Raw genomic sequence first — 26993 nt, 5'->3', positions numbered from 1 at the left:
CCTAAAGTCCAGGCGAATGCGGCCGATACCGATGCGTCCTTCTGCCTGGAGTGCGTCATGTCGGCCATCCCCCGCCGTGTGCTGTCGTCCCTTGCCCGCCGGGCTGAACCCCTGCGCCGGCTCAGCGTGGCGCGCAAGTTGAAAATCAGCCTGGCGGCCTGCGCAGCGGGCCTGCTGCTGGTGGCCGCCGTCTACGCCTGGACAAGGTACAACAGCGAACGCGCCGCCGACACCTTCGCCACCCATCAGCAGGCGACCAGCCTGATGGCGCTGCTGGGCACCCAGGTGGCCGATGCCCGTCGCCTGCAGACCCGCTACGCGGCGAGCTTCGACGACGCCGACCGCGAGGCACTGCAGCAGGCGCGCCAGCGCCTGCAGGTGTCGCTGGAGGCACTGCAGCGCGCCGCGGCCGCCAACGGCAATGCGGCTTCACTGAAGGCGCTCGCCTCCCGCATCGGCGAGTTTGCCGAGGGCATCAACGCGCTGAACGCACGTGTGGATGAAATGGGACGGGGCGAGGCCGGGTTGCGCGCGCAGCTGGAGGCCGTCGCCACTGCGATGGAGGCCGAGCTGGCCGCCCTGCAACGGCCCGCACTGGAGGCCCAGTGGCAGGCCATCCGCCGGCAGGAAGCGCTGCTGCTGCTCACCGGCGACTCGACCCATGCCGACCGCGCCAGCGAAGCCAAGCTGCCGTTCGAACTGGCGCTGGCGGCGCCGGGCGTGCCGGTGGCCGCACAGGACACGCTTCGCGCCGCGATGGACAGCTACCAGGGCGCACTGCTTGGCTACACTGCCGCGCGGGTGGGGCTGGATGTGGAAGCGCAGTCGCTGGCCGATACCGCTGCACAGATCGCGCCGTCGCTTGAGCAGGTGCAGCGTGCGCAGGCAACGGCGCTGGAGGCCGCGCGTGGGCGGCTGCAGGCACAGGCAAGGGCGATGACGGTGGTGTTCGCGGTCACGCTGCTGCTGGTGGCCGCGTTGCTCATCGCCACGCTGCTGCTGACCCTGCAGGCGGTGCAGCGGCCGATCGCCAACACGTTGCGCTTCGCCGAGGACATCGCCGAGGACCGGCTGGATACGGTGCTGGTCGTGCATAACCCGCACGATGAATTCGGCCAGCTGGCGCAACGCCTGCGACATATGCAGGAACGACTGCGCGGCCGGATCGAGGCAGAGCGGGCCGCCGCGCGCGATAACACCCGTGCGCGCCAGGCACTGGACAGTGCCCAGACCGGCTTGATGGTGCTGGAGCCGGATGGCCGCATCGGCTTCCTCAACCATGCGCTGTGCAGTGCGCTGGGCTGCGCGCCCGGGCAGTGGCAGGGCCAACCGGCGCAAGGGCTGCATCCGGTGTTTGCGGTCGTCGCCGGGCAGCTGCAGCGCGGCGATGCCAGCACGCACGAAATCGAGCAGGGCGGAATCCGCTACCAGCTGGTCATCAACCCCATCCTTGACCACGGCCAGCTGCTGGGAGCTGCGGTGGAATGGCGCAGCCGCGCGCTGGAAACCACGGTCGAAACCGAAGTGGCCGCGCTGGTGGACGCCGCCGCGCAGGGCCAGCTGCAGGCGCGCATCGCGGTGAACGACAAGCAGGGCTTCGTGCTGACCCTGGCGGTCAGCATCAACCGCCTGCTGGATACCTTCCAGGGCAACCTGGCCGGGCTGCAGGCGCTGCTGTCCGGGCTGGCGCATGGCGACCTGGGCGTGCGCATGCAGGGCGAGTACCAGGGCGTGTTCGCGCAGATGCGCGACGATGCCAACGCCAGCGTGGCGCAGCTGGCCGACATCGTGGCGCGCATCCAGCACGCCACGTCGGCGATCAACGGCGCAGCTGGCGAGATCGTGGCCGGTAACCGTGACCTTGCCGAACGCACGGAACGCCAGGCGGCGCATCTTGAAGAAACCGCGTCCTCCATGGAGGAACTCACTGCCACCGTGCGCGAGAACGCGGAGTCGGCGCAGCAGGCCAACCTGCTGGCGATGGATGCCGCCGCCATTGCCGCGCAGGGCGGCAACGCGGTGGCACAGGTGGTGTCCACGATGCACGACATCGCAGGCTCCTCGCGGCACATCGGCGACATCACCGGGGTGATCGACGGCATCGCCTTCCAGACCAACATCCTTGCCCTCAACGCTGCGGTGGAAGCCGCACGGGCCGGCGAGCAGGGCCGGAGCTTCGCGGTGGTAGCGGGCGAAGTACGCCTGCTGGCCCAGCGCAGCGCCGATGCAGCGCGCCAGATCAAGCAGCTGATCGAGACCTCGGTGGAGACGGTCAACGCCGGTACCCGCCAGGTAGGTGAGGCGGGCGCCACCATGCGCCGTATCGTCGGCAGCGTGGAGCAGGTCACCGCGATCACCGCGAGCATCTCGGCGGCCTCGCAGCAGCAGAACATGGGGATCGAGCAGGTAGGCAGGACACTGCTGCAGATGGATGGCAGCACGCAGCAGAACGCGGCGATGGTGGAAGAGGCCTCGGCGTCCGCGCAGGCGATGCAGCGGCAGGCGGCGCTGTTGTCCCAAGCGGTGGCGGCGTTCGTGCTGGCGCGGCCTGCTGCTGTGCGCGGGACTCGTCCGGTTGTCGCGTGATAGGTTCGTGATTGCGGTGTCTACGTGGGCCGCCCAACGGGCAGCGCCACCGACGGTATGCTTCTCCCCATGAGCACACGTCGAAAAGCACCGTCCCCCGCCCACACGGGTAACGCATTTGTCCGCGTTCGCGGCGCGCGCGAACACAACCTGAAGAACGTCGACGTGGACATCCCGCGCGACGCGCTGGTGGTGTTCTCCGGCATCTCCGGTTCCGGCAAGTCCTCGCTGGCGTTCGGTACGCTGTACGCCGAAGCGCAGCGCCGTTACCTGGAGTCGTTGTCGCCGTACGCGCGCCGCCTGATCGACCAGGTGGGCGTGCCCGACGTGGATGCCATCGAAGGCCTGCCGCCGGCGGTGGCGCTGCAGCAGCAGCGCGGCACCGCGAGCGTGCGATCCAGCGTGGGCAGCGTGACCACGCTGTCCAGCCTGCTGCGCATGCTGTATTCGCGCGCAGGTACGTATCCAGCCAAACAGCCGATGCTGTACGCCGAAGACTTCTCGCCGAACACACCGCAGGGCGCCTGCCCGAACTGCCATGGCCTGGGCCACGTGTATGAAGTGACCGAACAGTCGATGGTGCCCGACCCCTCGCTGAGCATCCGCGAGCGCGCCATCGCCGCGTGGCCGCCGGCGTGGCACGGCCAGAACCAGCGCGACATCCTGGTGACGCTGGGCTACGACGTGGACATTCCCTGGCGCGACCTGCCGAAGAAGCAGCGCGACTGGATCCTGTTCACCGAGGAACAGCCGGTGGCGCCAGTGTATGCCGGCTTCACCCCGGCCGAGACCCGTGCCGCGCTGCGCCGCAAGGAAGAGCCCAGCTACATGGGCACCTTCAGCGGGGCGCGCCGTTATGTGCTGCATACCTTCGCCACCACCCAGAGCGCCATGATGAAGAAGCGCGTGGCGCGCTACATGGTGGGTACGGTCTGTCCGGTCTGCGACGGCAAGCGGCTCAAGCGCGCCGCGTTGTCGGTGACCTTCGCCGGCATGGACATCGGCGCGCTGTCCCGGCTGTCGCTGGCGGCCATGGCCGAGGCGCTGCGGCCGGCGGCGGAGGGCCGCTTCGATGCACCTGCGAAAGGTGCAACGCGCAGCCGCGCCGCCGGCCGCAAGGCCGAACAGCAGCGCGTGGCGAAGGGCGGGCTGCTGCACGGTGGCAGCAGTGACGTGCGCCGCACCCCGGACCTGTCAGAGGAGAAGCGCATCGCCGCCCAGCGCATCGCCCACGATCTGGTGGAACGCATCGGCACCCTCGAAGCGCTGGGGTTGGGCTACCTGTCGATGGACCGCGCCACCCCGACGCTGTCGCCGGGTGAGCTGCAGCGGCTGCGCCTGGCCACCCAGATCCGCTCCAGCCTGTTCGGCGTGGTGTACGTGCTGGATGAGCCCACTGCCGGTCTGCATCCGGCCGATGGCGAGGCCCTGTACGACGCCTTGGACCAGCTCAAGGCGGGCGGCAACACGCTGTTCGTGGTGGAGCACGATCTGGAGATGCTGCGCCGCGCCGACTGGCTGGTGGATGTCGGTCCCGGTGCCGGCCAGCACGGTGGGCAGGTGCTGTACAGCGGTGAGCCCGAGGGGCTGCGCGGCGTCGCCGCCTCGGCCACTGCACCCTACCTGTTCGGCAATCACGACCGCGCCACCCGCAGCCCACGCACGCCTGCCGGCTGGCTGGAGCTGCGCGGCATCCACCGCAACAACCTGCATGGGCTGGATGCGCGCTTCCCACTGGGCACGTTCTGCGCGGTTACCGGTGTCTCCGGCTCGGGCAAGTCCAGCCTGGTCAGCCAGGCGCTGGTGGAGCTGGTGGGTGAGTACCTGGGCCATGAGCCGGTTGCACCCGAGGCGGACGATGAGCTGCCACAGCCCAACCGGATCGAGCGCACCCGTGGCCGCCTGCATGCCGGTCACACGGCAATCAAGCGCCTGGTGAACGTGGACCAGAAGCCGATCGGGCGCACGCCACGTTCCAACCTGGCCACCTATACCGGCCTGTTCGACCACGTGCGCAAGCTGTTCGCCGGCACCCGCATGGCCAAGGCACGGCGCTACAGCGCCAGCCGTTTCTCCTTCAACGTGGCGCAGGGCCGCTGCGAAACCTGCGAAGGCGAAGGCTTCGTGCACGTGGAGCTGTTGTTCATGCCCAGCGTGTACGCGCCATGCCCGACCTGCCATGGCCAGCGCTACAACGCCAAGACACTGGAAGTGGAATGGAACGGCCGCAGCATCGCGCAGGTATTGGCGATGACGGTGGAAGAGGCGCTGGCATTCTTTGCCGACGAAGCGGTGGTGCAGCGCCCGCTGCAGCTGCTGCGCGACATCGGGCTGGGCTACCTGCGGCTGGGCCAGCCGGCCACGGAACTGTCTGGTGGCGAGGCGCAGCGCATCAAACTGGCCACCGAGCTGCAGCGCAGCCAGCACGGCAACAGCCTGTACGTGCTCGACGAGCCCACCACCGGCCTGCACCCGGCCGACGTGGACAAGCTGATGGCGCAGCTGCATGGGCTGGTGGATGCGGGCAACACCGTGGTGGTGGTCGAGCACGACCTGCGCGTGGTGGCCGATGCCGACTGGGTGATCGATGTGGGGCCCGGGGCGGGCGAGCAGGGCGGGCAGATCGTGGCCACGGGCACGCCGGAGCAGGTGAGCCGTTCGAAAGACGGTAAGACGGCGACGTACCTGCGGCGATTCTTCGCCTGACCGGGCATCCGTGCCTACCAACGGTAGGCACCTACCGCGCAGGCGCCCCGGCGGTAGGTACCGACCGTTGGTCGGTACTGCCCACCCACCGTTCAACTTCTCCCTCGGCGAACGGCCCCAGCTTCTGCCTGACGATCTTCCCGTCGGCGCCCACCAGCACTGTGTAGGGCAGCAACCCCTGCGCATTGCCCAGGCGCACGCTGGCGTCATCCGGTGCAGGCTGCTCGATCACGATCGGGTACTTCACCGGCACGCGGTCAAGAAAATCGCGTACGCCGTCCGGCGTATCGATGGCCAACCCCACCACCTGCACGCCATCGGCCGGCTGTGCGGCGGCGAATGCGGCCAGCATCGGCATCTCTTCCACGCACGGGCCACACCAGCTCGCCCACACGTTGATCAACAGGGGGCGGCCACCGAAGCGGTCGAAGTCCACCGGCGTGCCCTCCACGTCCGGCAGGGTGATGGCCGGCATCGGATCGCCGGGCCGGGCCGGCACGGCGGCCGGCCGATCCACGGCGGCAAACCTGGGTTCCTGTGGCGCACGCCCGACGTAGTACACGCCGGTACCCAATCCCAGCGCCGCCGCCAGCGCCGCCACCACCATCAACGATGTGCGGGGCGGCGGGGTGCTCATCGCGCGGTGCGCAGCAGCGCTTCTTCCACCAGTGCCTGGGTCAGCACGGTGGGCAGCACGGTCGGTGGTGCGCCGGGGCCGTACACCACGTACAGCGGCACGCCCACGGCCTTGTGCTCTTCCAGGAACGCGGTGATCTCCGGGTCCACGTTGGTGTAATCACCGCGCATGTACACCGCGTTGGTACGGCGCAGGGTTTCCTCGAAACCATGGGTGCCCAGCACCGCGCGTTCGTTGGCCTTGCAGGTCACGCACCAATCGGCGGTCATGTTGACGAACACCACGCGGTTGTCCTGGCGCAGCCGGTCGAGCATCTGCGGCGAATAGGCCACCACGTTGTCGGCGGCCGCCAGCGCGGCCTTGGCCGGTGCAGCGATGCGGGTCACGCCCCACACCGGCACCAGCGCGCCCAGCAGGAGCACCAGCGCCAAGGCGGCGCCGACGCGCTGGCTGCGCCAGCGGCTGCGTTCGAACCACCACAGCGCAAGGCCCAGCACCACCAGCCCGGCCAGCACCAGCGCCATCGCATCCACGCCACGCTGCTTGCCCAGCACCCACAGCAGCCACAGCGCGGTGGCATACATCGGGAAGGCCAGCACCTGCTTCAGGGTTTCCATCCACGCACCCGGGCGCGGCAGGCGCTTGGCCAGCGAGGGCACGAAGCCGATCAGCAGGAACGGCAGCGCCAGGCCCAGGCCCAGCATCAGGAACACCAGCATCGCCGGCACCGCCGGTGCGGTGAAGGCATAGGCCAGCGGCGCCCCCATGAACGGTGCCACGCACGGGCTGGCCACCACGCAGGCGAGCACGCCGGTGAAGAAATCGCCCATCGGCCCGCTGCGCGAGGCCAGCGACTGGCCCACGCCGCCCAGGCTGCCGCCCAGGGTGAACACCCCGGACAGGCTCAGGCCCACGGTGAACATCAGGTACACCAACGCGGCGATGAACCACGGGTGCTGCAGCTGGAAGCCCCAGCCTGCGGCCTGCCCGGCGGCGCGTAGCGCCAGCACCAGCGCGCCGATCGCGGCGAACGCCACCAGCACGCCGGCGGTGTACCAAAGCGCATGGCTGCGCGCGCGCTGGCGGCTTTCACCGCTCTGCGCCACGCCCAGCACCTTCAGCGACAGGATCGGCAGCACGCACGGCATCAGGTTGAGGATCAGGCCGCCGACCAGTGCCAGCAGCAATGCGGTGACCAGGGTGACCGGCGCGGCACTGCCGCTGGCACCCGGAGGACGCGTGCGCTGGTCGTTGTCGGCGCTGGCGTCCGGCGTGCCGTCGGCGGGCAGCTCCAGGGCCGGTTCGTTCGGGCGGATCAGCATCGGCTGGGTCGCCATGCCGGTAGCCTCGCGCGCCTGCGCGCGCTTCTCGCGCGACACCAGCGGCGCGATCACTTCGCTGCGGCGTGCTTCTTCATCCGCGCTGGCGTTGACCTTGCCGGCCGGCAGCGCCAGCTTCACCCGCCGGGTCATCGGCGGGTAGCAGATGCCATCGGTCTGGCAGCCCTGGAAGGTGATCACCAGCGTGGCATCGGCGGCATCGGCCACGCTGCGGCGCAGCGGCAGCTTCACGTCGACCTGGTCGAAGTACACCGACACATCGCCGAAGTGTTCGTCGCGGTGCGACTTGGCGGCCGGCCACAGCGGCTTGTCCGCGCGGATGCCCGGGGCACCTTCCAGCTTCAGCGAGGTGCGGTCGCGGTAGAGGTAGTAGCCCGGCGCCGGGCTGAAGCGCAGCAGCACGGTGTTGCCATCGCCGACGATGGCTTCGAAGCCGAAGGCGCGCTCGGACGGCAGCGGCAGCGACTGGGTGCTGGCCGCACCGGGCAGGCGCAGGCCACCGGCGGCGCTGCCACCGGCCAGCGGGGTGTTGAACGGCGACGCGGCGCCGCCCAAGGCCGGGGTCACGGCGCTGTCGGCGCGGGCGCTGCCACCCGGCAGCTTGACCTGCACGCTGCGCTTCTGCGGCGGGTAGCACACGCCGGCATCGGCGCAGCCCTGGTAGCGCACTTCCAGCGTCACCGTATCGGTACCGTCGGCGGCCTTGCCCGGCAGTACCGCGGTCAGCCGCTCGCGGTAGGTTTCCACCTCGCCGAAGAAGTCGTCGTGGTGCTTCTTGCCGGCCGGCATCTGCAGCGCCTCGGCACTGAAGCCGGCGTCGCTCTTGACCGTGGTGCGGTGGCGGTAGAGGTAGTAGCCCGGTGCGATCTTCCAGCTCACCTCGATGCGGTCGCGGTCGCGCGCCTGCGCGCTCAGCCCGAAGGCTTCGTCCACCGGCAGCAGGTCTTTCTCGCTGACGGCCAGCGCCGGCAGGGACACCACGAACAGCGCGCACAGCGCGGCAACACGACGAAACAGCGTCATCAATCAGTTTCCTCTCGGGTCTGGGCCCGAATCCAATCCAGGTACGCCGGCAGGCCGGCGCGGGTTTCGACCGCGATGCACTCGGGGAGTTCATACGGGTGCAGTACCTGCACGCGCGCGATGGCCGCATCCAGGCGGTTGCCGGTGGTCTTGATCAGCAGTTGGACCTCGTGGTCCTCGGTGACCTCACCGTGCCAGCGGTAGGTCGAATGCGCCCCGTCCAGCCGGGTGACGCAGGCGGCCAGGCGTTCTTCCACCAGTGCGTGCGCGATCCGCGCGGCGGTAGCCGCATCAGGGCAGGTGGTCAGAAGAATGAATACGGGATCGGGGGTCGACATGACCGCCGAGTATAGAGATCGCGGCCTGACGATGCCGGCCGGTCCCAAAAAGGAACCGGCCGGGTAGTGATCAGTTCGCCAGGTCGCAGGTCGCCGGCTTGGCCGACGTGAACAGGGCGGGCGTGCCCCATTCCGGGTGGTCGATGAACGGATTGCGGTTGCCCTGGAAGCTGTAGATCACTTCATTGCGGGCGCGTTCGGCCGCATCCGGCGGGTCGGACAGGTGCCAGTCGATCAGGGTCGAGAGCAGGCCCATGTAAGCCGGTGACGCCGAGGTCTTCACGATTTTGCTGCGGTCGTCGGTCAGCTCCAGGTCCGGTTCGGACTGGCCGGTGGCCGCATCCTTGCCGCCCTCATAACGGATCGCCATGTACATCACCGCACGCGCCATGTCGCCCTTGCGGTGGCCCCAGACCTCGAAGGTGCCGCCATTGCCGTCGGGGGTGCGCACCCAGTTGGAATTGCCCGGGTAGCCGCCACTGCCGCCGCCGGTGCCATTGTTGGCCTCGGTGGCGCGCTCGCCGCAGTTGCTGTCGCACTTGGCAAACGGCTTGTTGCCGCGGTCCGCGTTCCACTGCGCATCGGTCAGGTACAGCATGTGGGTATCGGTGTAGGGCGCGTACGGCAGGCCCTTGTCGCCGGTGGTGCTGGCAAAGCCCAGCGAATTGGGCCAGGTGTGCTCGCGGTTGTAGGTCAGCCCGCTGCCGGTGCCGGCCCGGTCGCTGACCTTGGCGTAGCTGCGGTTGCGGTACGCGTCCAGGATCCGGCCGCTGTTGTTCGGATCCTCGTCGGCGATTTCCAGGATGGTCCAGGTGCTGGTGCCCGAGCCGCTGTACGGGTAGGAGGTGTGGCCCTTGATGGTGGCGTGCAGCGAGCAGCGCAGCTGGCTGGGGCTGGAGGTGTTGACCTTGGAGTAGTAGCTGCCCGGGTCCGGATCGGGGCCGGGGTCGGTACCGCCGCTGGCCACGGTGAAGGCGATGCGGGTATCGGCGGCCGGGCGTGCGCCCTGCGCGTCCTTGATGCGGGCGGCGCGGATGTCGAAGCGGCAGGCTTCGCCGGCCACCAGCGCGGTGTTGGTGGACAGCGTGAAGCGGGTGCCGCTGCTGGCGTGGGTCAGCGGTACCGCGCCGGACTGGCCGCAGCTGAGGGTGAAGGCGCCGGCGCTGACGGTGACGCTTTCACTGAAGGTCACGGCCAGGTCGGCGGCGGCCGGGAAGCTGGTCGCGCCCTGTTCCGGGGTGGTGGTGCTCACCGACGGGGGCGTGTTGGGGCCGGTGCTGCCACCGCCGCTGAAGGTCTGGCCGGTGTTGCAGGCACCGAAGGTCTGCGCGGCCGATCCGGCCCAGGTGAAGTGGGTGTACTGGCTGCCGCTGCCGGTGAGCTGCAGGGAGGTGCCCGGGGCGGTGCTGTTGCTCTCGCTGACCGGGATGTTCTGGCTGGTCAGCCCGGCGGCCGGGCCGCCGGACGCGGTGATGGTGCCTTCGTAACTGATGAACTGGACCACCTTGCCGCTGGCATCGACCAGCGCGATGCCGTCGTTGGAGCCGTTCTGCAGGCCATTGGTGGGGTAGGTGACGGTGGCGATGCTGGCCTTGCCGCAGCCGGCGGCGGTACCGGCCGGCACGGCATTGTTGGCATAGACCGTGGCGGCCGACGGGGTGCTGCCGTTGTACAGGTACAGCCGGTAGGTACTGAGGTCCTCGCCGCCGGTGGCGACGACCTCGATGGCTTCGCCGACATCCCCGGCCGGGGTGCTGTCGTCGTAGTGCAGTTCATTGATGAATACGTCCGCCTGGGCGGAACCAGCGGCCAGCGCCAACAGGCACCCCAGGGACAGCGGTGTGAGCAACCTCATCTACGGCTCCTTGTGATTGGGTTTTGCCGGCCGAATCTAGCTAATCCATATGACACATCTATCGATTTGTCGTCTTCGGCACTCCGCATTGGGACGTGCGTCAAGAAAATGGCGGCATGGGGAAATTCAGCGGTGCCCCCTTGAAAGGGCCCGGGGCAGCACCATCTCTGCCCTGTCCCGCACTGGCGGGTTTTTTCGCGAGCGGTGCTGGCAGTCGCCTGGGGCGAGTGCTAACATCGCCAGACTTTTTCAAACCAATCAACAACTTAAGAGGCACGCATGAACATCAAGCCGCTTCACGACCGCGTCGTGGTCAAGCCGATCGAAGCCGACGAAGTTTCCGCCGGCGGCATCGTGATCCCGGACTCGGCCAAGGAAAAGTCGACCAAGGGTGAAGTCGTGGCCGTGGGCCCGGGCAAGCCGCTGGACAACGGCAGCGTGCGCGCGCCGTCGCTGAAGGTCGGCGACAAGGTGATCTACGGCCAGTACGCCGGCAGCACCTACAAGAGCGAAGGCGTGGAATACAAGGTCCTGCGCGAAGACGACATCCTCGCCGTCATCGGCTGAGTTTGCGCCGCCGGGCTTTGCCTGGTCTTACGTGTCCCCAATCAATGCAGCCGGGCAACGCCCGGCGCCACATAAAAGGTAATCGCAATGGCTGCCAAGGAAATTCGTTTCGGTGAAGACGCCCGCGCCCGCATGGTGCGCGGCGTCAACGTTCTCGCCAATGCCGTCAAGGCCACCCTGGGCCCGAAGGGCCGCAACGTCGTGCTCGAAAAGAGCTTCGGCGCACCGACCATCACCAAGGACGGCGTGTCCGTCGCCAAGGAAATCGAACTGGCTGACAAGTTCGAGAACATGGGCGCGCAGATGGTGAAGGAAGTCGCGTCGCGTACCAACGACGACGCCGGCGACGGCACCACCACCGCCACCGTGCTCGCCCAGGCCCTGATCCGCGAAGGCGCCAAGGCCGTGGCTGCCGGCATGAACCCGATGGACCTCAAGCGCGGTATCGACAAGGCCGTGGTGGCCGCCGTCGCCGAGCTGAAGAACATCTCCAAGCCCACCGCTGATGACAAGGCCATTGCCCAGGTCGGTACGATCTCGGCCAACTCGGACGAGTCGATCGGCAACATCATCGCCGAAGCGATGCGTGAAGTCGGCAAGGAAGGCGTGATCACCGTTGAGGAAGGCTCGGGCCTGGAAAACGAGCTGGACGTGGTCAAGGGCATGCAGTTCGACCGCGGCTACCTGTCCCCGTACTTCATCAACAACCAGCAGGCGCAGACCGCCGACCTGGACGACCCGTACATCCTGCTGCACGACAAGAAGATCTCCAACGTCCGTGACCTGCTGCCGGTGCTGGAAGGCGTCGCCAAGGCCGGCAAGCCGCTGCTGATCGTTGCCGAAGAAGTCGAAGGCGAAGCGCTGGCCACCCTGGTGGTCAACACCATCCGTGGCATCGTCAAGGTCGTGGCCGTCAAGGCCCCGGGCTTCGGCGACCGTCGCAAGGCGATGCTGGAAGACATGGCCACCCTGACCGGCGGCACCGTGATCTCCGAAGAGATCGGCCTGTCGCTGGAGAAGGCGACCATCGCCGACCTCGGCCGCGCCAAGAAGGTGCAGGTTTCCAAGGAGAACACCACCATCGTCGACGGCCAGGGCGACAAGGCTGCCGTGGAAGCGCGCGTGGCCCGCATCAAGACCCAGATCGAAGACACCTCGTCCGATTACGACCGCGAGAAGCTGCAGGAACGCGTGGCCAAGCTGGCCGGCGGCGTTGCCGTGATCAAGGTCGGCGCGTCGACCGAAATCGAAATGAAGGAAAAGAAGGACCGCGTCGACGACGCCCTGCACGCTACCCGTGCAGCGGTCGAAGAAGGCGTGGTGCCGGGTGGCGGTGTTGCCCTGGTCCGTGCGGTCACCGCGCTGTCCGGCCTGAAGGGTGCCAACGAAGACCAGAACCACGGCATCCAGATCGCCCTGCGCGCGATGGAAGCCCCGCTGCGTGAAATCGTCGCCAACGCCGGCGAAGAGCCGTCCGTGATCGTCAACAAGGTCAAGGAAGGCACCGGCAGCTACGGCTACAACGCCGCCACCGGCGAGTTCGGCGACATGCTGGCCTTCGGCATCCTGGATCCGACCAAGGTGACCCGTTCTGCCCTGCAGAACGCCGCCTCGATCGCCGGCCTGATGATCACCACCGAAGCCATGGTGGCGGAAGCGCCGAAGAAGGATGACGGCGCCGGTGCAGCAGGCGGCGGCATGGGCGGCATGGGTGGCATGGGCGGCATGGACTTCTAAGGTCCCCGCACACGCGACATCCTGTCGTGCCGTAAAAAAAGAACCCCGCCGAAAGGCGGGGTTTTTTGTTGGGCGGCGGCGGTCGCAGTTGCGAATGAAACATTTTGCGTCGCACAAGAGCTGTGCTATCTATAGTCCCCAATGAACGCACGCCACGCCAATTCCTACTTTTGGTATTACTTTCCGAAGCCACCGGCGGAGGAAGGCATGCGTTCACCCTGAAGAAACCTTCAGACGCATTCCCGAAAGCCGCCAGCGCACCTGGCGGCTTTTTTGTTGCCGCCGCGCTGGGGACCCCCACCTTCCAGAGGACACCCCCATGCCCCCCCATACCGACGACCTGCGCATCCGCAAGATCGAACCGTTGACCCCGCCCGCCCAGCTGCTGGCGATGCTGCCCTGCGATGAGGAAGCGTCCTCCACGGTGAGCGCCTCGCGCGCTGCACTGCACGAGATCCTGCACGGCCGCGACGACCGCCTGGCGGTGGTGATCGGCCCGTGCTCGATCCATGACCCGGTCGCCGCGATCGAATACGCACAACGCCTCAAGCCGCTGCGCGATGCCTACGCGGGCGAACTGGAAATCGTCATGCGCGTCTACTTCGAGAAGCCGCGCACCACGGTGGGCTGGAAGGGCCTGATCAACGACCCGGACCTGGATGGCAGCTTCCAGATCAACAAGGGCCTGCGCGTTGCGCGCGGCCTGCTGCGCGACATCAACAAGCTGGGCCTGCCGGCCGGCGTGGAGTTCCTGGATGTGATCTCGCCGCAGTACATCGCCGACCTGGTTGCCTGGGGCGCCATTGGCGCGCGCACCACCGAAAGCCAGGTGCACCGCGAGCTGGCCTCGGGGCTGTCGTGCCCGGTCGGCTTCAAGAACGGTACCGACGGCAACATCAAGATCGCTGCCGACGCGGTGGGTGCCGCGTCCAATCCGCACCACTTCCTGTCAGTGACCAAGCAGGGTGATACGGCCATCGTCGCCACCGCCGGCAACCCGGATTGCCACGTGATCCTGCGCGGCGGCAAGGTGCCCAACTTCGATGCCGCCAGCGTGGATGCCGCCAGCCAGACCCTGGCCAAGGCGCAGCTGCCGGCGCGGTTGATGATTGATGCCAGCCACGCCAACAGCAGCAAGAATCCGGAGAACCAGCCGAAGGTGATCGCCGACATCAACGCACAGCTGGCGGCAGGCGAAGAACGCATCGTGGGCGTGATGGTGGAAAGCCACCTGGTGGCCGGCCGCCAGGAACTGGTGGAAGGCCAGCCGCTGGTCTACGGCCAGAGCATCACCGATGGCTGCATCGGCTGGGAGAGTTCGCTGCAGGTGCTGGAAGCGCTGGCCGAGGCCGTGCGTGCGCGGCGCGCGCGGCGTCTGGCCGAGGCGGCTTGACCCGCAGGGAGCCGGCCGCCGGCCGGCTCCACGAAAGATCCGCTCTACCGGAAGTCTGGTTTTGTTAAACATAATCAATTGGATACTGCGCGCCTGGGGCCGCAGACTGCAGGCCTCACTTGAGGGTCCTACAGGGTGTATGTACAATGTATGCACAGTCCAGCAACGTGCGGGTGCTTCCCATGGGAACCGCAAGCAAAGTCATCAATTTCCGGGCCCCTGCCGATAAGCAGGATCTGATCGATCGAGCCGTAGCAATCAGTGGCGTGAATCGCACCGAGTTCATCCTGGATGCCGCGTGCGACAGGGCGCGCGAGGTGCTGGCCGACCAGACGCAGTTCACCTTGAATGCTGGGCAGCTGCAGCGCTTCAATGCGCTGCTGGACGCGCCGCTGGAGGACAACCCGGCGCTGCGCCGCTTGTTGAGCACGCCGGCGCCTTGGGAACGCTGAGCCCTTGTGGCTCTCCGCTCCAACCCCGCTGCACGCGGAGCATCTGTTGGATGACTTCCGCTGCAGCGCCCCAGCCCTGGCGAAATGGCTGCTTGAACGCGCACGCCAAAACCAGGCATCCGGCGCATCCAGATGCTTCGTGGCCTGCGACGAGCAGCGTCGCGTTGTCGGTTACTACGCGCTCTCAGCCGGTTCGATAGCGCATGAAGCCGTGCCCGGACGAATCCGCCGCAACATGCCCGATCCCATTCCGGTCATCGTGCTGGGGCGGTTGGCGGTACACGCCGACAGGGCGGGGCAGGGCATTGGCCAAGGCTTGTTGAAGGATGCGGTGCTACGTTCGCTGCAGGCGTGCGGTCAGGTCGGAGCACGCGCGTTGCTCTGCCATGCTATCGATGAGCCGGCCAAGGCGTTCTATCTCAAGCACGGTTTCATCGTTTCACCGATTCACCCGCTCACGTTGATGCTGCCTCTCACGTGCTAATGCACCTCGTCGCGGTACACGAACTTCGGCATTTCCCACTTGAAGTGGATGGCCAGCAGGCGGAACGCGAAGCCGCCGCCCAGGCACCACAGCGTGGCGGCGTTGAGTGACACGCCCAGTTCGAGCAGGCCCAGCCATGCCGCGCCGGTGAGCAGGGTGATCACCGCGTACAGCTCCTTCTGGAAGATCAGCGGCACCTCGTTGCACAGCACGTCGCGCAGTACGCCGCCGAAGGCGCCGGTAAGCATGCCGGCGATCAGCACGATCGGCACCGCGTGGCCGCCGTCGCGCGCCACCGCGCAGCCGATCAGGGTGAAGCAGATCAGGCCCAGGCCATCGAGCACCAGGAAGGTGCGGCGGAAGTGGTGCATCCAGCGCGCCACCCAGGTGGCGATCAGCGCCGCACAGACGGTGAAGCCCAGGTACTCGGGGTGCTTGACCCAGCCCAGCGGGTAGTGGCCAAGCACGATATCGCGCAGCGAACCGCCGCCCAGCGCGGTGACGCAGGCGATGATGACCACGCCGAACAGGTCCATCCGCCGCCGGCCGGCAGACAGCGCGCCGGTCATGGCTTCAGCGGAAATGGCGATGAGATAGATGATGGACAGCAACATGCAGCGGCTCCGGAGGGGCGGGCGGGGACGGAAACGCGCCTCTCCCCTGCGTCCGCGGCGGATTCTAGCAGCCAGCGCACCCCTGCCGGTGGATAATCCCGGTATGCCCGCTGAACCCACCCCCTGGTACGTCTACCTGCTGGAATGCCGCAACGGCAGCTATTACGCCGGCATCAGCAACGACGTGGACGCGCGCTTCCAGGCCCACCTGTGCGGCAAGGGGGCGCGCTACACCCGCGCCAACCCGCCGGTGAAGCTGCTGGCGATGCGCGCGTATCCCGACCGCTCGGCAGCTTCCAAGGCAGAATGCGAGCTCAAGCGCCAGCCGCGCGCACGCAAGCTGGCCTGGCTGCAGCAACGGAGTGCCGAAACATGACCGGAATCGACCCCGCCAAGGCGCGTGCAATGATCGGCAAGACCGTGCTCGCCGGCATGACCTACCTTGACGCCCAAGGCAACGCCCTGGAGCACCGCCAGATGGCCGGGCACGTGCTGCGCATCAATGACGACGAGGGAGTGGTACTGGCCAGCGCAGTGGACGGCGAGGAGCTGTTCCTGCCGCCCACGCTGGACCACTACACGCCGGCCGCTCCTGGCGACTACACCCTGCGCTCGATGGCACTGACCATCAGCGATCCGGATTTCCTGTGCACCTGGGACGTTCACCTCGCGCCCGGCAACGATCCCTGATCGGACGGCTTCGGCCGCCGGTCCTCGCGGTCATCACCGAAGATGATCCGCGCGCTGCGCTGGTAGCTCCAATATGCCACCGCCCAGTTGAGCAGCACCACGATCCGGTTGCGGAACCCGATCAGGAAGAACACGTGCGCGGCGAGCCAGAACCACCAGGCGAGCACACCTGACAACTGCAGCCGGCCCAGGTGCACGATGGCGGCCATGCGCCCGATCGTGGCCAGGTTGCCGAAGTCCTGGTACTTGAACGGCCCGGGTGCCGGCTTGCCATCCAGCCGCGCACGGACGGTCGCGGCCACATGCTTGCCCATCTGCTTGGCGGCCGGGGCAACGCCCGGCACCGGCCGGCCATCGGCCTGCTGCAGCGCGGCCAGGTCGCCGGCGACGAAGATCTCCGGGTGCCCGGCCAGGGTCAGGTCGGGCTGCACCGGCACGCGTCCGGCGCGGTCCAACGGCACCTCCAGCGTCCGCGCCAGCGGCGATGCGGCCACGCCCGCGGCCCACACCACCGTGCGCGCGGCAACGAACTGCTCGCCGAGCTGGAAGCCCTCGCCGTTGATGTTGCTCACCGCCGTACCGGTCAGCACTTCCACCCCGAGCTTCTCCAACTGGCGCCGCGCTTTCAGCGACAGCACCTCGGGGAAGCTGGACAGCACCCGCGGCCCGGCTTCGACCAGCCGCACTTTGGCGCTGGCCGGATCGATATGGCGGAACTCGTTGCGCAGCGTGTGCCGCGCGATCTCGGCCAACGTGCCGGCCAGTTCCACCCCGGTGGGGCCGCCGCCGACCACCGCGAAGCTGAGCCAGGCTGCCTTGCGTGCCGGATCCGGCTCGGCCTCGGCGCGTTCGAAGGCCAGCAGCAGCTTGCGGCGCAGGGCGATGGCATCGTCCAGGGTCTTCAGGCCAGGCGCGTCGGCCGCCCACTCGTCGTGCCCGAAATACGCGTGGGTAGCGCCGGTGCACAGCATCAGGGTGTCGTAGCCGAGCTGGCTGCCATCGGCGAGGGTGATCTGGCGGCTGGCCTTGTCGATGGAGGTCACCTCGCCCAGCCGCACTTCAACATTGCGCTGGTCGCCCAGGATGTGGCGCAGCGGCGCGGCGATGTCGGGCGCGGACAGGCCGGCGGTGGCGACCTGGTACAGCAGCGGCTGGAACAGGTGGTGGTTGCGACGGTCTACCAGGGTGATGCGGATGCGCGCGCTGGCGAGCGCGCGGGTGGCCCAGAGGCCGGCGAAGCCGCCACCGATGATGACCAGATGGGGCAGGGAATCGCGGGTCATGCAATGACTCCTTGGCGGGGGTCGAAGCGAAGCACTGCATGTTCGCACGTGACGCGCGATATTCACGTGGATGGCAGATACTGGGTTCAGCAGCCGTCGCGCCTGCCGGCGGCCGATCCGTTCCTTGCCTGGAGGTTGAGATGACCGAACCGGAAAAGCGCATCGCCCTGCTGATCGATGCCGACAACGCGCCGTCTTCGAAGATCGATGTGGTGCTGGCCGAAGTGGCGCGCTACGGCGTGGCCAACGTGCGCCGCGCCTATGGCAACTGGAAGAGTCCACGCCTGAAGGGCTGGGAGGGCGTGCTGCACGAGTACGCGATCCGCCCCATCCAGCAGTTCGCCTACAGCCGCGGCAAGAACGCCTCGGACATGGCGATGGTGATCGATGCGATGGACATGCTGTACGCGCGCAACCTCGACGGGTTTGCGATCGTGTCCAGCGACGCCGACTTCACCCCGCTGGTGATGCGCCTGCTGACCGACGGGGTCAAGGTGTATGGGTTCGGCGAGAAGAAAACGCCGGAGCCGTTCGTCAACGCCTGTTCCAAATTCACCTACCTGGAAGCGCTGGGCCAGAGCCACGCGGTGGACGCGGAAGTGGAGCAGGGCGCCGAGGAAACCCGTCCGCGCAAGACCGGCCCCGAGCTGCGCAGCGATACCCGGCTGGTACAGATGCTGCGCCGTGCAGTGACGTCTGCCGAAGCCGAAGACGGCTGGTCGCACCTGGGCCCGGTGGGCAGCCAGATCGGCAACCAGGCCTCTTTCGATTCGCGCAATTACGGCTACAACAAGCTCAGTGAACTGCTCGCGGCCACCGGCCTTTTGAAATGAAGAAGGACGGAAAATCCACCTACGTGCGCGCACTTCCGAAGAAGGCGCGGTAACACCGGTGCGTTGATCGGCGTATCGTATCGGCGCATATCGACAACCGGGAATACCAACATGCTGAAGATCTGGGGCCGCCGCAATTCCAGCAACGTGCGCAAGGTGCTGTGGTGCGCGGAGGAAATCGGCCTGCCGTACGAGTCCATCGAAGTGGGCGGCCCCTTCGGTGGCACCCAGTCGCCGGAATACGTGGGCATGAACCCCAACGGCCTGGTGCCGGTGATCGAAGACCATGGCCTGCCGCTGTGGGAATCCAACACCATCGTGCGCTACCTGAGCGCGCGCTACGCGCTCGGTACGCTGTACCCCGAAGATGCGATGGCGCGCGCCCAGGCCGAGAAGTGGATGGACTGGAGCACCTCGCGCATGGCGCCGCTGTACACCGATCTGATCTGGGGGATCATGCGCACCGCCCCGGCCGACCGCGACGAGGCCCGCATCAATGCCGCGATCACCCGTGCCGGCGAGTTGCTGGGCATGGCGGATGCCACTCTGGCGCAGCAACCGTGGCTGTCGGGCGATCAGTTCGCGATGGGCGACATTCCGCTGGGCGCGCTGGTCTATGCGTGGTTCGAGCTGCCGATCCAGCGGCCGTCGTTGCCGCACCTGGAAGCGTGGTACCAGCGCCTGCAGCAGCGCCCGGCGTACGTCAAAGCGGTCATGACGCCGTTGACCTGAGGTAACGGACGGTAGGTGCGGACCGTGGGTCCGCACACTTTCAATACAGGTCGGTGGGATCGACGTCCAACGACCAGCGCACCTTGCGAGCCTGCGGCAAGCCATACACCTGGGTCATGATCTGATCCAGCAGCGCATGCAGCGGCCGCCGCGAGGGTGCTGAAAGCAGCAGCTGCGTGCGCTGGTAACCAGCGCGGCGCGGCATCGGTGCCGGCATCGGGCCGAAGCGTTCCACCGGGCACTCGTGCGCGATCAGCTCGCGGACCGCCATCAGCATGGCGTTGGCGTGCTCCACCTGCTGCGCCTCGGCGCGCATCAGCGCCAGGTGCGCGAACGGCGGGAAGCCGGCCGCTTCACGCTGCTGCAGCTCGGCGTCGGCGAAGGCGTGGTAGCCGCCGTTGACCAGCGTTTCCAGCAACGGGTGCCCGGGGTGATGGGTCTGCAGCCAGACTTCGCCGGCATCAGTGGCGCGCCCCGCGCGGCCGGCCACCTGGATCAGCTGCTGGGCCAGTTTCTCGCTGGCGCGGAAATCGGCGGAGAACAGGCCCTCGTCGATGCCCACCACCACCACCAGGGTCAGCTTCGGCAGGTCGTGGCCCTTGGCCAGGATCTGCGTGCCGACGAGGATGCCGGCACGGTCACCCAGCGTGGCCAGCTGGGTTTCCAGTGCGTCGCGGCGACTGGTCGTACCGCGATCAATGCGGATCACCGGGAAATCGGCGAAGGCTTCCACCAGGTGTTCTTCAAGGCGCTCGGTGCCGATGCCCTGTGGCTGCAGCGCCAGGCTGGCGCAGTCGGGGCAGGCCAGCGGGGCCGGTTGGCGCGCGCCGCAGTGGTGGCACTGCAGGCGGCGGCCGCCGGCGTGCACCGTCATCGGCGCATCGCAGCGTTTGCAGGGCGCGGTCCAGCCGCAGTCGTGGCACAGCAGCACCGGCGCGTAACCGCGGCGGTTCTTGAACACCAGCACCTGGTGGCCGGCCGCCAGGTGCTGGCCGATGCCTTCCATCACTTCGGCCGACAAGCCGTCTTTCAGCGGGCGCTTGCGCACATCCAGCACCCGCACCCGCGGCGGGCGCGCCTCGCCCGCGCGCTGTTTCAGGCGCAGGTGGGTGTAGCGGCCGGCGTGGGCGTTATGCAGCGATTCCAGCGACGGCGTGGCGCTGCCCAGCACCACCGGCACGTCCAGTGCCTTGGCCCGCACCAGCGCGAAATCGCGGGCGTGGTATCGGATCCCGTCCTGCTGCTTGTAGCTGCCGTCGTGCTCTTCATCGACCACGATCAGCCCGGCGTTGGGCAACGGGGTGAACACCGCCGAGCGCGTGCCCACGATCACCTGTGCCTCGCCGCGCGCGGCGGCGGCCCATACCCGCGCGCGCTCGTTGTCGTTCAAGCCCGAATGCAGCACATGCACCGCGATGCCCAGGCGGCTGCGGAAGCGCGCCAGCGTCTGCGGGGTCAGCCCGATCTCGGGCACCAGCACCAGCGCCTGGCGGCCGCGGGCCAGGCAGTCCACGATGGCCTGCAGGTACACCTCGGTCTTGCCGCTGCCAGTCACCCCGTCGAGCAGGAACGCGCCGAACCGTGCGTGGGCGGTGATCGCGGCGATGGCATTGGCCTGCTCCGCATTCGGGGTCGGGCCCGGCCGGAGGGCCGGCGGCGCCGGGGTGTGTTCCAGCGCGATGCGCTCTACCAGGCCACGCTTGGCCAGCGAGCGCGCCGCGCTGCGCCAGTCGTCCATCGCCTCGTCCAGCAGGTCCTCGTCCACGCTGCCGCCGGCCAGCTGTTCGGCCAGGCGGTGCGGACGGGTGCCGGCGCGCAGCTTGGTGCGTTGTTCGATCCCTTCCGCCGTGAGCTGCCAGCCCCAGCGATGGGTGTCGGGCACCGGCTCGCCACGGCGCAGCGGCGCGGGCAGGGCGGTGCTGACCACCTCGCCCAGCGGCGCATGGGTATAGCGTGCCAGCCACTGCAGCGAGGTCCACAGCTCGCCGCCCAGCAGCGGCGCCGGGTCCAGCCATTCCACGGCAGCACGCAGCGCGTTGCCGTCGGCCACCGTGCCGATCCCGGCCACCACACCCACCAGCTCGCGCGAGCCGAACGGCACCCGCAGGCGTCGCCCGACCATGCCGGGCCCAGGTGGCGCGCCCGGCGGCGGGGCGTAGTCGAACCACTGCGGCAACGGCAGCGGCAGGGCGACCTGGAGGGAGGGAGCATCCGGCAGGGGCGCCGGAGCGCTTTCCAGGGTCAGCAGGGGGGCTGGATAGGGGGGCAGCATCGCGCCAGTGTAGCGGCCGGGACCGGCCCTGTTCAGCGCTCGAAACCGAGCGCCGGCTGGCGTCGTGGAACCTAAATAGGAGCTAAATATCCGTGGCTATTGGAGATTCGGTCTTATCCACATCTTCTGTGGATAAGTCTGTGTGCGAGTGTCGAACTCCGAGCTGTTTGTCAGGGAGTTCCGCAGTGAAGCTTGGGTTGGTCAAAAAATAGCCACACAACAAAATTCATATAAATCAATAAGATGGCTGTGAAACACAGCTGACACATGGGTGACGCCGGCTTCACCTGCCGGTTTTCTGCCGATTTTGTTGGTGCTGTGCACAACCTGCGCCGCTGTCAAGCGTTCTGCAGCACTGCGGTCGTCGCACATGGCCTGTATCGGCATCCCCCTGCGCGGGCGCACTCGCTATCATTTCGGCACTTGATGGAGTTGCTATGACGGCTGTGAACGCCCCTGTTTCCTCTACTGCAGCGGGTGCGCTGTCCGCATTCCTGCGAGGCGTCGAACGCCGCGCCCTGGTGGTTGCCGAACTGCAGTGCGGCGACTCGACCGTCGCCGAGCAGGCCCTGGTGGCGGTGATGCGCGCCTTCGCCGGCATCGCCAGCGATGTGCCGATGGCGCAGTGGCCGGACCGGTTCTGGATCCTGCTCGCCCACCGCACCCCGATCCGCATGCCGGCGCCCGGCGGCCAGTGGGCCCCCGGCCTGGCGCACCTGCCCAGCCTGGCGCCGCCGGCACGCCTGGCGCTGCTGCTGCGGGTAGGCGGCGGGCTGGACGAGGCGGCCGCCGCGCAGATCCTGGACATGCCGGTGGCCGACTACCAGCAGGCGCTGGCACAGGCCTGCCCGCGCGATGCGCAGGGCCACCCCGACGCGGCAGGCTGGCGTGCCCTGGCCGAACAGGTGCAGCAGCGCCTGCGCGAGTTGCCGGCCAGCCGGCTGCAGCAGCTGCACCAGCCCGCACCGGCACCCGCGCCGGGCAAGGGGCCAGCCTCCTGGCGCGCGCCCGCACCGGCCGATGCGGCGCCCCGGCGCACAGCGGCCCGCCGTCACAATCGCCGGCCGCTGTGGCGTGGCCTGTTGATCCTGCTGGTCACCACCGCCGTGCTGCTGGGCGGTGCGGCGTGGTGGAAGCACCGCAGCCCGGCACTCGCCCCGGAGGCCAGCGTGCCCGACGGCGCGGTGTCCATCAGCGACCCGGTGCGGGTCGAGCCGCTGGCGGCCGAAGACCTGCCGGTGACGGCACCGGCCGATCCGGCCCACGCCGCCAGCGACGCGGCCATGCTGGCCGACCCGGACCTGATGCTGGCCCGCGACGCCGACCTGTATGCGTGGGCCGCCGCGGGTGGGCCGGTCCCGGTGGACGAATCGCAGCCGCAGCCCAGCCGCCCCGAACCTGCCACCGCCGGCCTGGAGACGGCTGCCGCTGATGAATAAGTCCATCCTGCTGCTCGCCGTGGGCCTGGCCGCCGGTGCGCATGCCGCGCCACAGCCGCTGCCCCTGCCGGCCGCCACGCCTGTGCCGGTCACGACACCCGCCATTCCCGCCACCCCGGCCGCGCTGGATCCAGCCCAGCTGCGCGAACTGCGCAGCCGCTATGCGCAATGGCAGGCACTGCCCGCATCCGAACGCGCCCGCATCCGCGAGGCGGCCGGCCGCATCGCCGCGATGCCCGCCGCCCAGCAGCAGGCGCTGCGGGCCCGCTTCGACGAACAGGACCAGCGCTTCCGCGATGGCTGGCTGCTGGGCCCGCAGCTGGGCCAGCATTTCCCCAAGCTGCAGGGCCTGTTCGGCTACCTGCCCGCCGACCAGCGCGAGCCGGCGCTGGCCGCGCTGCGCCAGCTCAACGAAGGCCAGCTGGCCCAGCTCACCCTGATTGCCCAGCGCACCCCGCCGCAGGAGCGCGACCAGGTGCGCGACCAGTTCCTGGGGCTGGCGCCGGCCGCGCGCGATGCCTGGTTGAAGGAAAACCTGGTGCGTTGAGCGTAAGATGACCGGCCGCAACCCGGTGCCTGTGCCCTCCGCGCGCTGCCGTAGTTGCCGTCTGTGATCCCATGTCCATCGCTACCTCCACGCCGCGCCTCTCCCGGGAAGTGCGCGCCACCGGCCTGCTTGCGCTGCCGCTGGTCCTTGGCCACATCTCCACTGGCCTGATTTCCTTCGTCGACAACGTCATCGCCGGGCACCACGGTACCCAGACGCTGGCGGCGGTCACCATCGGCACCGCCCTGCTGTGGCTGCCGATGCTGATCCCGATCGGCACGTTGATCTCGCTCACCGCCTCGGTGTCGCAGCTGCACGGCGCTGGCCGCGAGCGCGAGATCGGCCCGCTGTTCCGCCAGGCGCTGTGGCTGGCGTTGGGCCTGGGCCTGATCATGTTCACCTTCCTCACGGTGGTGCCGCCGCTGCTGCCCGCCTTCGGCATCGCCCCGGACATCGTGCCGGGCGCGACCGCGTTCCTGCACGCGGTGCGCTGGGGTGGCCCGGCGCTGACCCTGTACTTCTGCATGCGCTACCTCAGCGAAGGCATGCACTGGACGCTGCCGACCATGCTGCTCGGTTTCGGCGGCCTGCTGGTGCTGGCGCCGCTGGGCTACGTGCTGTGTTACGGCAAGCTGGGCTTCCCGGAAATGGGCGCCGAAGGGCTGGGCATCGCCTCGGCCACCATGATGTGGATCCAGGCGCTGTGCTTTGCCGGCTACCTCTGGAAGACCAGGCGGTTCGCCCACCTGGAACTGTTCTCGCACCTGGAGCTGCCGCGCTGGGCGGCGATCTGGGACCTGCTGCGCACCGGCCTGCCGATCGGCATCACGGTGCTGATGGAAGGCGGGCTGTTCATCGTCACCGCCCTGCTGATCGGCCGCCTGGGCGCCACCGAGGCGGCCTCGCACCAGATCGCCATCAACGTGGCCCAGCTGTGCTTCATGATCCCGATGGGCGTGGCCGAAGCCACCACCGTGCGCGTGGGCCATGCGGTGGGCAGCGGCAATGGGCTGGGCGTGCGCCGCGCGGCCATCGCCGGCCTGCTCATCATCCTGGGTACCCAGACGATGTCGGCGTTGGTGCTGCTGTTCGGGCACGACGCCATCGTCGGGGTGTACACCGCCGACATGGGCGTGGCCGCGCTGGCCTCCACCCTGCTGCTGTATGCGGCCGCGTTCCAGTTCCCGGATGGCATCCAGGTGCTGTCGGCGGGTGCGCTGCGCGGCCTGAAGGACACCCGCGTGCCGATGTTCATCGCCATGTTCTCGTACTGGGGGCTGGGCATGCCGCTCGGCGCCGGGCTTGGCCTGGGCCTGGGCATGGGCCCGCAGGGCATGTGGCTGGGCCTGATCCTGGGCCTGACCGCGGCGGCGATCCTGATGGCGTGGCGGCTGCGCGTGAGCAGCCGCCGTGTCGGCAATGACCTGAACCTGCCGGCCTGACGGCCCCCTTACTTGTGTCCGATGCCGGGCTGTCCGGCACGGGCTATGCTGGTACCACGGCAAGAAGCCAACTGGAGTTTTCCCCATGAACCAACCCGTGCGTCGCAATCCCGTCGCCAGCTTCTTCATCGGGCTGTGGGATGTGATGAACTTTACCCGCAGGCTGATCCTCAACCTGCTGTTCTTCGGCCTGTTGCTGCTGATCCTGGTCCTGTTCGTCTTCGCGATGGGCAAGGGCGCCAGCAGTGGCCGCACCCTGCAGGACCGCACCACGCTGGTGATCGCGCCGGAAGGCCGCCTGGTCGAACAGTTCAGTGCCGATCCGGTCAGCCGTGCGCTCGCCAAGGCCATTGGCGACAACAGCGCCGAGGAAGTGCAGCTGCGCGACCTGGTGCGTGCGCTGGATGCCGCGCGTGAGGACAAGAAGATCGAACGCGTGGTGCTGCAGCTGGACAAGCTGCAGCCGAGCGGTTTCGCCTCGATGCGTGAAGTGGCCGCCTCGCTGCAGGAACTGCGCGCGTCGGGCAAGGACATCGTGGCGTACAGCGACAACATGAGCCAGTGGCAGTACCTGCTGGCCGCGCAGGCCAAGGAGATCTACCTCGACCCGATGGGCGGGGTGGTGCTGGAAGGCCTCGGCCGTTACCGCCAGTACTTCCGCACCGGCCTGCAGGACAAGCTGGGCGTGGACGTGCACCTGTTCAAGGTGGGCGAATACAAGTCCGCCGCCGAACCCTACGTGCTGGACGCGGCGTCGCCGCAGGCCAAGGAAGCCGACCTGTTCTGGATGAACGACGTGTGGCAGCGCTACCTGGCCGACATCGCCACGGCGCGCAAGCTGGACGCCGCGCAGCTGGCCGCCGGCATCGACACCATGCCCGAAGGCATTGCCGCCGCCGGTGGCGACCTGGCCAAGTTCGCCCTGCAGCAGAAGCTGGTGGATGGCCTGAAGACCCGCGAGGAAGTCGAAGACCTGCTGGCCGACCGTGGCGTGGCCGATGAAGATGCCGATGGCGGCTTCCGCAGCATCAACCTCGATGAGTACCTCACGCAGCTCGACACCCGCCGTTCGCCGGTGGATTCGCGTCCGCAGGTGGCGGTGGTGGTAGCGTCCGGTGAGATCGCCGGTGGCGACCTGCCGGCCGGCCGCGTGGGCGGTGAGTCGACCTCGGCGCTGCTGCGCGAAGCGCGCGACGACGACAACGTGAAGGCCGTGGTGCTGCGCGTGGATTCGCCCGGTGGTGAAGTGTTCGCTTCCGAGCAGATCCGCCGTGAAGTGGTGGCGCTGAAGGCGGCCGGCAAGCCGGTGGTGGTGTCGATGGGCGACCTGGCTGCATCGGGTGGCTACTGGATCAGCATGAATGCCGACCGCATCTATGCCGATCCGTCGACGATCACCGGTTCGATCGGCATCTTCGGCATGATCCCGAACCTGTCGCGTTCGCTGGACAAGATCGGCGTGCACACCGACGGCGTGGGCACCACCCGCTTCGCCGGTGCCTTCGACATCACCCGCCCGATGGACCCGGCCGTGGGCCAGGTGATCCAGTCGGTGATCAACAAGGGCTACGCCGATTTCACCGGCAAGGTGGCCGATGCACGCAGCAAGCCGGTGGAAGCGGTGGACGAAGTCGCCCGCGGCCGGGTGTGGAGCGGTGCGCAGGCCAAGGAACGCGGCCTGGTTGATGCCTTCGGTGGCCTGAAGGCGGCCATTGCAGATGCCTCCAACCGCGCCAAGCTGGGCGGCCCGGACAAGGTGCGCGTGCGCTACATCGAAAAGCCGGCCACCCCGTTCGCGCAGTTCCTCAGTGGCTTCGCCGGCAGCCATGCCGGTGCCTGGATGCTGGGCGAATCGGGCGTGGCGCGGATGATGCTGGCCCGTTCGATGCCGGAAGTGGACACCCAGCTGCGCTTCGTCGAAGACGCCGCCCGCGACCCGCGCGGCAGCGCCCCGGTGAAGGCGCTGGCGTACTGCTTCTGCGGCTTCTGATAGCGGATCACGACCAACGGTCGTGATCTACCC

The 26993-nt window shown here is 68.3% G+C and carries 22 protein-coding genes and 1 pseudogene; 15 read left to right on the top strand and 8 right to left on the bottom strand.

Annotation, left to right across the window (positions count from 1 at the left end; all coding sequences use genetic code 11):
* Positions 1 to 57: 57 nt before the first annotated feature.
* Together NMB40_RS15930 and NMB40_RS15925 are read left to right on the top strand one after the other, a co-directional pair.
* Positions 58 to 2586: a methyl-accepting chemotaxis protein gene (locus tag NMB40_RS15930; protein ID WP_494359050.1), complete on the top strand. Its 2529-nt coding sequence runs from the start codon at positions 58 to 60 to the stop codon at positions 2584 to 2586.
* Between the two features lie 69 nt (positions 2587 to 2655).
* Positions 2656 to 5292, top strand: a complete 2637-nt coding sequence (locus NMB40_RS15925) for an excinuclease ABC subunit UvrA (RefSeq protein ID WP_494359049.1) — start codon at positions 2656 to 2658, stop codon at positions 5290 to 5292.
* Between the two features lie 31 nt (positions 5293 to 5323).
* Here NMB40_RS15925 and NMB40_RS15920 read toward each other — a convergent pair whose 3' ends face one another.
* The 4 genes from NMB40_RS15920 to NMB40_RS15905 form a co-directional block, all read right to left on the bottom strand.
* On the bottom strand, positions 5324 to 5929 hold the full coding sequence (locus tag NMB40_RS15920) for a TlpA family protein disulfide reductase (protein WP_494359048.1): 606 nt from the start codon (positions 5927 to 5929) through the stop codon (positions 5324 to 5326).
* The gene (locus NMB40_RS15915) at positions 5926 to 8292 is read right to left on the bottom strand and encodes a protein-disulfide reductase DsbD family protein (RefSeq protein ID WP_494359047.1); all 2367 of its coding nucleotides are present in this window, start codon (positions 8290 to 8292) and stop codon (positions 5926 to 5928) included. Before NMB40_RS15915 ends, NMB40_RS15920 begins: the two co-directional genes overlap by 4 nt.
* Positions 8292 to 8630, bottom strand: a complete 339-nt coding sequence (gene cutA, locus NMB40_RS15910; RefSeq protein WP_494359046.1) for a divalent-cation tolerance protein CutA — start codon at positions 8628 to 8630, stop codon at positions 8292 to 8294. Before cutA ends, NMB40_RS15915 begins: the two co-directional genes overlap by 1 nt.
* A gap of 70 nt (positions 8631 to 8700) precedes the next feature.
* On the bottom strand, positions 8701 to 10485 hold the full coding sequence (locus NMB40_RS15905; protein WP_494359045.1) for an endonuclease: 1785 nt from the start codon (positions 10483 to 10485) through the stop codon (positions 8701 to 8703).
* 279 nt (positions 10486 to 10764) lie between these two features.
* Here NMB40_RS15905 and NMB40_RS15900 point away from each other — a divergent pair, with 279 nt between their 5' ends.
* The 5 genes from NMB40_RS15900 (at position 10765) to NMB40_RS15880 (ending at position 15118) form a co-directional block, all read left to right on the top strand.
* Positions 10765 to 11052 carry a co-chaperone GroES gene (locus tag NMB40_RS15900; RefSeq protein WP_068854195.1) on the top strand — a complete coding sequence of 96 codons (288 nt, stop codon included), beginning with the start codon at positions 10765 to 10767 and terminating at the stop codon, positions 11050 to 11052.
* An 87-nt stretch (positions 11053 to 11139) separates the two neighbouring features.
* Positions 11140 to 12789, top strand: coding sequence for a chaperonin GroEL (gene groL, locus NMB40_RS15895; RefSeq protein WP_494359044.1), 1650 nt, complete (start codon positions 11140 to 11142; stop codon positions 12787 to 12789).
* A gap of 319 nt (positions 12790 to 13108) precedes the next feature.
* The gene (locus NMB40_RS15890) at positions 13109 to 14182 is read left to right on the top strand and encodes a 3-deoxy-7-phosphoheptulonate synthase (RefSeq protein ID WP_494359043.1); all 1074 of its coding nucleotides are present in this window, start codon (positions 13109 to 13111) and stop codon (positions 14180 to 14182) included.
* Positions 14183 to 14328: 146 nt separating this feature from the next.
* A complete protein-coding gene (locus NMB40_RS15885) occupies positions 14329 to 14634 on the top strand; it encodes a type II toxin-antitoxin system TacA family antitoxin (RefSeq protein WP_494359042.1) in 306 nt (101 codons plus the stop codon).
* 46 nt (positions 14635 to 14680) lie between these two features.
* A complete protein-coding gene (locus tag NMB40_RS15880) occupies positions 14681 to 15118 on the top strand; it encodes a GNAT family N-acetyltransferase (protein ID WP_282247803.1) in 438 nt (145 codons plus the stop codon).
* On the opposite strand, the gene NMB40_RS15875 is transcribed toward NMB40_RS15880, so the two are convergent.
* Positions 15115 to 15732, bottom strand: coding sequence for a trimeric intracellular cation channel family protein (locus NMB40_RS15875; RefSeq protein WP_282247802.1), 618 nt, complete (start codon positions 15730 to 15732; stop codon positions 15115 to 15117). The genes NMB40_RS15880 and NMB40_RS15875 overlap by 4 nt on opposite strands.
* Positions 15733 to 15835: 103 nt before the next feature.
* Between NMB40_RS15875 and NMB40_RS15870 the strand changes: the two genes are divergently transcribed.
* Complete coding sequence (locus tag NMB40_RS15870; RefSeq protein WP_282247801.1) at positions 15836 to 16108, top strand: GIY-YIG nuclease family protein; 273 nt, start codon at positions 15836 to 15838, stop codon at positions 16106 to 16108.
* On the top strand, positions 16105 to 16422 hold the full coding sequence (locus NMB40_RS15865; RefSeq protein WP_448143675.1) for a hypothetical protein: 318 nt from the start codon (positions 16105 to 16107) through the stop codon (positions 16420 to 16422). The genes NMB40_RS15870 and NMB40_RS15865 overlap by 4 nt, the downstream gene beginning before the upstream one ends.
* Here NMB40_RS15865 and NMB40_RS15860 read toward each other — a convergent pair.
* Positions 16395 to 17705 carry an NAD(P)/FAD-dependent oxidoreductase gene (locus NMB40_RS15860; protein WP_494359041.1) on the bottom strand — a complete coding sequence of 437 codons (1311 nt, stop codon included), beginning with the start codon at positions 17703 to 17705 and terminating at the stop codon, positions 16395 to 16397. The two genes, NMB40_RS15865 and NMB40_RS15860, sit on opposite strands and share 28 nt — an antisense overlap.
* 140 nt (positions 17706 to 17845) lie before the next feature.
* Between NMB40_RS15860 and NMB40_RS15855 the strand changes: the two are divergent.
* A pseudogene (locus NMB40_RS15855) lies at positions 17846 to 18591 on the top strand (NYN domain-containing protein).
* A gap of 58 nt (positions 18592 to 18649) precedes the next feature.
* A complete protein-coding gene (locus tag NMB40_RS15850; protein WP_282247698.1) occupies positions 18650 to 19270 on the top strand; it encodes a glutathione S-transferase family protein in 621 nt (206 codons plus the stop codon).
* Between the two features lie 40 nt (positions 19271 to 19310).
* Here NMB40_RS15850 and NMB40_RS15845 read toward each other — a convergent pair whose 3' ends face one another.
* Both NMB40_RS15845 and NMB40_RS15840 read right to left on the bottom strand, forming a co-directional pair.
* The gene (locus NMB40_RS15845; protein WP_494359040.1) at positions 19311 to 21542 is read right to left on the bottom strand and encodes a primosomal protein N'; all 2232 of its coding nucleotides are present in this window, start codon (positions 21540 to 21542) and stop codon (positions 19311 to 19313) included.
* A gap of 201 nt (positions 21543 to 21743) precedes the next feature.
* Positions 21744 to 21914, bottom strand: a complete 171-nt coding sequence (locus NMB40_RS15840; RefSeq protein WP_494359039.1) for a hypothetical protein — start codon at positions 21912 to 21914, stop codon at positions 21744 to 21746.
* 65 nt (positions 21915 to 21979) lie between these two features.
* Here NMB40_RS15840 and NMB40_RS15835 point away from each other — a divergent pair, with 65 nt between their 5' ends.
* The 4 genes from NMB40_RS15835 (at position 21980) to sppA (ending at position 26960) form a co-directional block, all read left to right on the top strand.
* Positions 21980 to 22981, top strand: coding sequence for a hypothetical protein (locus tag NMB40_RS15835; protein ID WP_282247701.1), 1002 nt, complete (start codon positions 21980 to 21982; stop codon positions 22979 to 22981).
* Positions 22974 to 23528 carry a DUF3106 domain-containing protein gene (locus NMB40_RS15830; protein WP_448143671.1) on the top strand — a complete coding sequence of 185 codons (555 nt, stop codon included), beginning with the start codon at positions 22974 to 22976 and terminating at the stop codon, positions 23526 to 23528. The genes NMB40_RS15835 and NMB40_RS15830 overlap by 8 nt, the downstream gene beginning before the upstream one ends.
* A gap of 71 nt (positions 23529 to 23599) precedes the next feature.
* Positions 23600 to 24970 (top strand): MATE family efflux transporter, encoded by a 1371-nt coding sequence (locus NMB40_RS15825; RefSeq protein ID WP_448143670.1) that lies wholly within the window; start codon positions 23600 to 23602, stop codon positions 24968 to 24970.
* A gap of 85 nt (positions 24971 to 25055) precedes the next feature.
* Positions 25056 to 26960 carry a signal peptide peptidase SppA gene (sppA, locus tag NMB40_RS15820; RefSeq protein WP_282247704.1) on the top strand — a complete coding sequence of 635 codons (1905 nt, stop codon included), beginning with the start codon at positions 25056 to 25058 and terminating at the stop codon, positions 26958 to 26960.
* The last annotated feature ends 33 nt before the right edge of the window (positions 26961 to 26993 follow it).

The organism is Stenotrophomonas sp. FBCC-B152, assembly GCF_059134105.1.
This window is presented reverse-complemented; position numbering and strand designations above follow the sequence as displayed.

Coding starts and splice junctions, on each gene's coding strand:
- NMB40_RS15930 (WP_494359050.1), top strand. CDS start 58: ATGTCGGCCATCCCCCGCCGTGTGCTGTCGTCCCTTGCCCGCCGGGCT.
- NMB40_RS15925 (WP_494359049.1), top strand. CDS start 2,656: ATGAGCACACGTCGAAAAGCACCGTCCCCCGCCCACACGGGTAACGCA.
- NMB40_RS15920 (WP_494359048.1), bottom strand. CDS start 5,929: ATGAGCACCCCGCCGCCCCGCACATCGTTGATGGTGGTGGCGGCGCTG.
- NMB40_RS15915 (WP_494359047.1), bottom strand. CDS start 8,292: ATGACGCTGTTTCGTCGTGTTGCCGCGCTGTGCGCGCTGTTCGTGGTG.
- cutA (WP_494359046.1), bottom strand. CDS start 8,630: ATGTCGACCCCCGATCCCGTATTCATTCTTCTGACCACCTGCCCTGAT.
- NMB40_RS15905 (WP_494359045.1), bottom strand. CDS start 10,485: ATGAGGTTGCTCACACCGCTGTCCCTGGGGTGCCTGTTGGCGCTGGCC.
- NMB40_RS15900 (WP_068854195.1), top strand. CDS start 10,765: ATGAACATCAAGCCGCTTCACGACCGCGTCGTGGTCAAGCCGATCGAA.
- groL (WP_494359044.1), top strand. CDS start 11,140: ATGGCTGCCAAGGAAATTCGTTTCGGTGAAGACGCCCGCGCCCGCATG.
- NMB40_RS15890 (WP_494359043.1), top strand. CDS start 13,109: ATGCCCCCCCATACCGACGACCTGCGCATCCGCAAGATCGAACCGTTG.
- NMB40_RS15885 (WP_494359042.1), top strand. CDS start 14,329: ATGTATGCACAGTCCAGCAACGTGCGGGTGCTTCCCATGGGAACCGCA.
- NMB40_RS15875 (WP_282247802.1), bottom strand. CDS start 15,732: ATGTTGCTGTCCATCATCTATCTCATCGCCATTTCCGCTGAAGCCATG.
- NMB40_RS15870 (WP_282247801.1), top strand. CDS start 15,836: ATGCCCGCTGAACCCACCCCCTGGTACGTCTACCTGCTGGAATGCCGC.
- NMB40_RS15865 (WP_448143675.1), top strand. CDS start 16,105: ATGACCGGAATCGACCCCGCCAAGGCGCGTGCAATGATCGGCAAGACC.
- NMB40_RS15860 (WP_494359041.1), bottom strand. CDS start 17,705: ATGACCCGCGATTCCCTGCCCCATCTGGTCATCATCGGTGGCGGCTTC.
- NMB40_RS15850 (WP_282247698.1), top strand. CDS start 18,650: ATGCTGAAGATCTGGGGCCGCCGCAATTCCAGCAACGTGCGCAAGGTG.
- NMB40_RS15845 (WP_494359040.1), bottom strand. CDS start 21,542: ATGCTGCCCCCCTATCCAGCCCCCCTGCTGACCCTGGAAAGCGCTCCG.
- NMB40_RS15840 (WP_494359039.1), bottom strand. CDS start 21,914: ATGTGCGACGACCGCAGTGCTGCAGAACGCTTGACAGCGGCGCAGGTT.
- NMB40_RS15835 (WP_282247701.1), top strand. CDS start 21,980: ATGACGGCTGTGAACGCCCCTGTTTCCTCTACTGCAGCGGGTGCGCTG.
- NMB40_RS15830 (WP_448143671.1), top strand. CDS start 22,974: ATGAATAAGTCCATCCTGCTGCTCGCCGTGGGCCTGGCCGCCGGTGCG.
- NMB40_RS15825 (WP_448143670.1), top strand. CDS start 23,600: ATGTCCATCGCTACCTCCACGCCGCGCCTCTCCCGGGAAGTGCGCGCC.
- sppA (WP_282247704.1), top strand. CDS start 25,056: ATGAACCAACCCGTGCGTCGCAATCCCGTCGCCAGCTTCTTCATCGGG.